The 2,300-nt window shown below is 64.2% G+C and carries 3 protein-coding genes; all 3 read right to left on the bottom strand.

Features of this window, described 5'->3' with window-relative positions; genetic code table 11:
* Positions 1 to 120: 120 nt before the first annotated feature.
* The 3 genes from D8Y23_RS16455 to D8Y23_RS16445 all read right to left on the bottom strand — a co-directional run bounded on the left by D8Y23_RS16455 (position 121) and on the right by D8Y23_RS16445 (position 2,010).
* The gene (locus D8Y23_RS16455; RefSeq protein ID WP_108320584.1) at positions 121 to 405 is read right to left on the bottom strand and encodes an SDR family oxidoreductase; all 285 of its coding nucleotides are present in this window, start codon (positions 403 to 405) and stop codon (positions 121 to 123) included.
* Between the two features lie 49 nt (positions 406 to 454).
* Positions 455 to 988: a DUF488 family protein gene (locus D8Y23_RS16450; RefSeq protein WP_240663945.1), complete on the bottom strand. Its 534-nt coding sequence runs from the start codon at positions 986 to 988 to the stop codon at positions 455 to 457.
* Between the two features lie 434 nt (positions 989 to 1,422).
* On the bottom strand, positions 1,423 to 2,010 hold the full coding sequence (locus tag D8Y23_RS16445; protein WP_128219093.1) for a recombinase family protein: 588 nt from the start codon (positions 2,008 to 2,010) through the stop codon (positions 1,423 to 1,425).
* Positions 2,011 to 2,300: the final 290 nt, after the last annotated feature.

The raw sequence follows: 2,300 nt of genomic DNA, 5'->3' as shown, positions 1-2,300 counted from the left end.
AGTTCGCCGTCGACGGCGGGTACCTCGCGATTTAGACGAGGTGGCCACGACGGACGGGAGGCACGGTGTCAGCTGGCACCGTGCCTCCCGTCCGTCACCGGTCGCGCCGCGACCCGCGTGTCAACCGTTCTTCGCGGCCAGTCGGTCCGTCTCGCTGTCGTTCCGCCACCCGGCGGTCGCGCCGCCGTCGACGCTGTAGTTCTGTCCGGTCACCCAAGAGGACTCGTCGGAGGCCAGGTAGAGCGCCGTGTACGCGATGTCCTCGCCCGTGCCGGGGCGTTGAATGAGCGCGTTGCCGACCTGCCAGGCCTTGCCCTCCGCGTCCACCGCCTTGTCCGTCGCCGGGGTGCTGACGATCGGCGCTTCCGACCCGCCGTAGTGCAGTGTGCCCATGGTGGACGACATCCATTCTCGGAATGACAACTCGGTCACATCGGCGAGAGGCTCGCTATGCCTACGGTTGCCCTTCCAGGTTAGTGGGCGGGTACCAGACCCGCTGCCCGTCCACCGACGCGAACGACGTGAGTGTGTGGGGTTTGGTGGAGGTGGCGCTCATGATGTCCTTCACAGAAATGTGGCGAACGAGCAGCGCATCCGCGATGAGAGACCGGTGGCAGCGCCACGGGACCGCTTCCGCGCACATGATCGCCACAGTCTTCTCTTTTGCTCGATCGATTAGACGGTCTATTCCACGCGCGAAGGGCTCGGTTTGCATGTAGTCGGCGTAGCTTCGGAAGCTTTTGTTGCGCCAGGCACCGTTGATGCTCTCCACATTCACTGGGGTGTGGCGGAGACCGCCGAGTTCTTTCATCCGCGCATAGTGCAGGCCTGCGTCCGTCAGGTTTTCCTCAAGCGCCTGCGCGCCGAATTGCGGGTTATGTCGGGAGCCGGGAACCGTCCGCACATCGATGAGTTGTTGCACGCCGTTGTTTTCGAGCAGCGCTATGAACTCCTCGATCGGGTGTGTGGAGTGACCGATGGTGAACACTGTCGAGGGTTGCATCCTGCTCCTGAACGGTTGCGAGCGGTCGGTTGCGACCGGGGAACTCCTCGCACCCAAGGGGTCCCCCGGTCAGCCGATCAGCGGCTCGCTCCCTTGAGCAGGATGGTGCGGGTGCCGTCGTCGAGGTCGATCCACCAGACGAGGCGGTTGCTGTCGCGGTCGATGCCTGCCCGGTGGGCGGGCAGTCTGAATCGGCCTGACTTTCGTTCCTATCGGGAGCCTTGTCCGACAGGTGTCGGATTGGCTGATTCCTGATCAGCGTAATACGCCTGTTCGACCTCGGCGGGTGTGCGCATGTCNCTCGCAGTTCGCCGTCGACGGCGGGTACCTCGCGATGCCGGTGGGTGTGCCGTAGTCCGTGGCGTGCAGCGCCGCGGCCCGGTTGGTGATGAGGTCAAGGGCAACTAGTCGAACCCCCCTCAGCCACGACGCGCCTCCATCCGCTTCTGATGCCTGCCGGCCGCGCGGTAGACGCTGCTGCGCGACGTGTTGAATAGCGTGGCGATCTCTGCCGGAGTCATCTCGTTGTCCGCGAAGTGCCTGGCGATCGCCGCATCCTTCTCGGGCGACAAGCTCGGCTGCCGGCCTTTCAACTTCGCCCGGACCGCGGGGCGCGCCATCGCCTCCTGGGTCCGGAGACTGATCCATCCGCCCTCCGCCTCAGCCATGCCAGCGAGGAAAGTGAGAAACAGCTTCGACCACGGGTCGCGAGGGTCGTACGTGGTGCGCCCCATCTGAAAGATCACGCCACGTTCGGTGAGCTCACGAACCTGCCGGAGCGTCTCTTCCGCATTCCGCGCGAACCGGTCCAGCCGTGGGACGACGAGAGTATCCCCCTCCCGCACCGCGGCCATCGCTTCACGCAGCCCTGAACGTTCGAGGTTCTTACCCGTGAACCCCTCGTCGGTGTAGATCCGGTCGGGGGCGACACCCAGCTCGAGCAGGGCGAGGCGCTGCGTCTCGACGTCCTGGGCGATAGTGGACACCCGTGCGTAGCCAACGATCATCTGACCCTCCTCGTCGTCCCATATAGGGAACCGTCAGCGGGATTTCTTACGAACACGCTATATGGGACGGTCGACATCGTCGGTGAGGCACGTGATTCTGCCTGAGTCGTCAGCAAGCGCGCACGCTCGATGGCGTCCCACAAAGCGATCCCCTTGCGGTCACATATGGCAGCCCTTCCCGAACTTGTGAATGTTGACGCTCTTTGGCGGTGTTCTTGCGTTGTTGTTTGGCGGTGGCTATCCGATGACGAGGACGCTGGCGGCGGCTTCGACGACGTCGTCGGTGATGG

It is taken from the genome of Microbacterium enclense, assembly GCF_004022425.1.
GTDB classification, from domain to species: domain Bacteria; phylum Actinomycetota; class Actinomycetes; order Actinomycetales; family Microbacteriaceae; genus Microbacterium; species Microbacterium enclense_A.
Note: the sequence above shows the minus strand (reverse complement) of the source record. Positions and strands in the feature narration are given on the sequence as shown.